The 3,176-nt window shown below is 56.0% G+C and carries 2 protein-coding genes and 1 pseudogene; all 3 read left to right on the plus strand.

What is annotated here, in order from left to right; translation table 11 throughout:
* Positions 1-1,038, plus strand: a pseudogene (gene cysJ / locus FDW87_RS21795) (NADPH-dependent assimilatory sulfite reductase flavoprotein subunit); the annotation flags it as partial.
* Positions 1,038-2,750 carry an assimilatory sulfite reductase (NADPH) hemoprotein subunit gene (gene cysI / locus FDW87_RS04585; protein ID WP_016154216.1) on the plus strand — a complete coding sequence of 571 codons (1,713 nt, stop codon included), beginning with the start codon at positions 1,038-1,040 and terminating at the stop codon, positions 2,748-2,750. The pseudogene cysJ and the gene cysI, both read left to right, overlap by 1 nt.
* A gap of 15 nt (positions 2,751-2,765) precedes the next feature.
* On the plus strand, positions 2,766-3,176 hold a 411-nt coding region (locus FDW87_RS21800), incomplete at its 3' end, for a phosphoadenosine phosphosulfate reductase family protein (protein WP_252363010.1).

Consider the following 3,176-nt stretch of genomic DNA (forward strand, 5'->3'; position numbering starts at 1 on the left):
GATGTGCGCCATATTGAAATCGATCTCGGCGACTCCGGTCTGCGCTACCAGCCGGGCGATGCCTTAGGAGTCTGGTATCAGAACGATCCTGAGCTGGTCAAAGAGTTGGTTGAATTGCTGTGGCTGAAAGGAGATGAGCCGGTCACGGTTGACGGCAAAACCCTGTCGCTCACCGAAGCGCTGCAGTGGCATTTCGAGCTGACGGTTAACACCGGCAATATCGTCGAGAACTATGCCACTTTAACCCGTAGCGACTCTCTGCTGCCGCTGGTGGGCGACAAAGCGCAATTGCAGCATTACGCCGCAACCACGCCAATCGTCGATATGGTGCGCTTCTCCCCAGCGCAACTGGACGCCCAAACGTTGGTTGATCTTCTGCGCCCGCTGACGCCGCGTTTGTATTCTATTGCCTCTTCCCAGGCGGAAGTGGAAAGCGAAGTGCACGTCACCGTGGGCGTGGTGCGTTATGACATTGAAGGTCGTGCCCGTGCTGGTGGCGCGTCCAGTTTCCTCGCCGATCGCGTGGAAGAAGAGGGCGAAGTGCGCGTGTTCATCGAACACAACGATAACTTCCGCCTGCCGGCTAACCCGCAGACACCGGTGATTATGATTGGACCGGGCACGGGGATTGCGCCGTTCCGTGCATTCATGCAGCAGCGTGCGGCTGACGGAGCCGAAGGCAAAAACTGGCTGTTTTTTGGCAACCCACACTTTACCGAAGATTTCCTGTACCAGGTGGAATGGCAGCGTTACGTCAAAGAGGGCGTACTGAGCCGCATCGATCTCGCCTGGTCGCGCGATCAAAAAGAAAAAGTCTACGTACAAGATAAACTGCGCCAACAAGGTGCGGAACTGTGGCGCTGGATAAACGACGGTGCCCACATTTATGTCTGCGGCGACGCTAATCGCATGGCGAAAGACGTTGAGCAGGCTTTGTTGGAAGTGATTGCCGAATTCGGTGCTATGGATATCGAAGCGGCGGATGAATTTTTAAGTGAGCTGCGCATTGAGCGCCGTTATCAGCGAGATGTCTACTAATGAGCGAAAAATACCCAGGACCATTGGTGGTCGAAGGCAAGCTGTCCGACGCTGAGCGTATGAAGCTGGAAAGCAACTATCTGCGCGGTACGATTGCCGAAGATTTAAACGACGGCCTGACCGGCGGCTTCAAAGGCGATAACTTCCTGCTGATCCGTTTTCACGGTATGTACCAGCAGGATGACCGCGATATCCGCGCCGAACGAGCCGAGCAAAAGCTGGAGCCGCGTCACGCGATGCTGCTGCGCTGCCGTCTGCCGGGTGGGGTGATCACCACCAAACAGTGGCAGGCGATCGACACGTTCGCCCATGACAACACAATTTACGGCAGCATTCGTCTGACCAACCGTCAGACCTTCCAGTTTCACGGCATTCTGAAGAAGAACGTTAAGCCGGTACACCAGATGCTGCATTCGGTCGGGCTGGACGCGCTGGCGACCGCCAACGACATGAACCGTAACGTTCTGTGTACTTCTAACCCGTACGAGTCCGAGCTGCACGCCCAAGCCTATGAATGGGCGAAGAAGATCTCCGAACATCTGTTGCCGCGTACTCGCGCCTATGCAGAAATTTGGCTGGATCAGGAGAAGGTAGCGACCACCGACGAAGAGCCGATCCTCGGCCAAACCTATCTGCCGCGTAAGTTTAAAACCACGGTCGTAATCCCGCCGCAGAACGACATCGATCTGCACGCCAACGACATGAACTTCGTGGCGATTGCCGAAAACGGCAAGCTGGTGGGCTTTAACCTGCTGGTCGGCGGTGGTTTGTCGATTGAGCACGGCAATAAGAAAACCTACGCCCGCACCGCGAGCGAGTTCGGCTATCTGCCGCTGGAGCACACCCTGGCGGTAGCAGAAGCTGTGGTGACAACGCAGCGCGACTGGGGTAACCGTACCGATCGTAAAAACGCCAAAACTAAATACACGCTTGAACGCGTTGGTATCGACACGTTCAAAGAGGAAGTGGAGCGTCGCGCGGGTATTAAATTTGAGCCGATCCGCCCGTACGAGTTCACCGGTCGCGGCGATCGTATTGGTTGGGTAAAAGGGATCGACAATAACTGGCACCTGACGCTGTTTATTGAAAACGGCCGTATCTTGGATTATCCGGGCCGTCCGCTGAAAACCGGCCTGCTGGAGATCGCGAAGATCCACAAAGGGGATTTCCGCATCACCGCCAACCAGAACCTGATCATTGCTGGTGTGCCGGAAAGCCAAAAAGCGAAGATCGAGAAGCTGGCGCGCGATCACGGATTGATGAATGCGGTGAAGCCGCAGCGTGAAAACTCGATGGCCTGCGTGTCGTTCCCGACCTGTCCGCTGGCGATGGCGGAGGCCGAACGTTTCCTGCCATCGTTCACTGATAAAGTGGAAGCTATTCTCGAAAAACACGGCATTCCTGACGAGCATATCGTGATGCGCGTTACAGGCTGCCCGAACGGCTGCGGCCGCGCGATGCTGGCGGAACTGGGCCTGGTGGGTAAAGCGCCGGGGCGCTACAACGTACACCTTGGCGGTAACCGCATGGGCACGCGCATTCCGCGTATGTATCGCGAAAATATTACGGAATCGGAAATTCTCGACTCCGTTGACGAACTGGTTGGGCGCTGGGCGAAAGAGCGCGAAGCGGGTGAAGGCTTCGGTGATTTTACGGTGCGTGCGGGCATCATTCGCCCGGTGCTCGATCCCGCGCGGGATTTCTGGGAATAACCACGAGAGGTAATTATGTCCGTACTCGATCTAAACGCCCTTAATGACCTGCCAAAAGTCGACCGCATTCTGGCGCTGGCGGAAACCAACGCACAGCTCGAAAAGCTGGACGCCGAAGGGCGCGTGGCGTGGGCGCTGGAAAACCTGCCTGGTGAATATGTACTGTCATCAAGCTTTGGTATCCAGGCGGCAGTAAGCCTGCACCTGGTGAATCAGGTTCACCCGGATATCCCGGTGATCCTCACCGATACCGGCTATTTGTTCCCGGAAACCTACCAGTTTATTGATGAGTTAACGGACAAGCTCAAGCTTAATCTGCAAGTCTACCGGGCGAAGGAGAGCGCGGCCTGGCAGGAAGCGCGCTACGGCAAACTGTGGGAGCAGGGCGTTGAAGGCATTGAGAAATACAATGAGATCAACAAAGTC

It is taken from the genome of Citrobacter sp. wls826 (assembly GCF_005281245.1).
Lineage (GTDB): Bacteria > Pseudomonadota > Gammaproteobacteria > Enterobacterales > Enterobacteriaceae > Citrobacter > Citrobacter braakii.

Bases quoted from the DNA above. Each gene is read 5' to 3' on its own strand.
- cysI (WP_016154216.1), top strand. From the start codon at position 1,038: ATGAGCGAAAAATACCCAGGACCATTGGTGGTCGAAGGCAAGCTGTCC.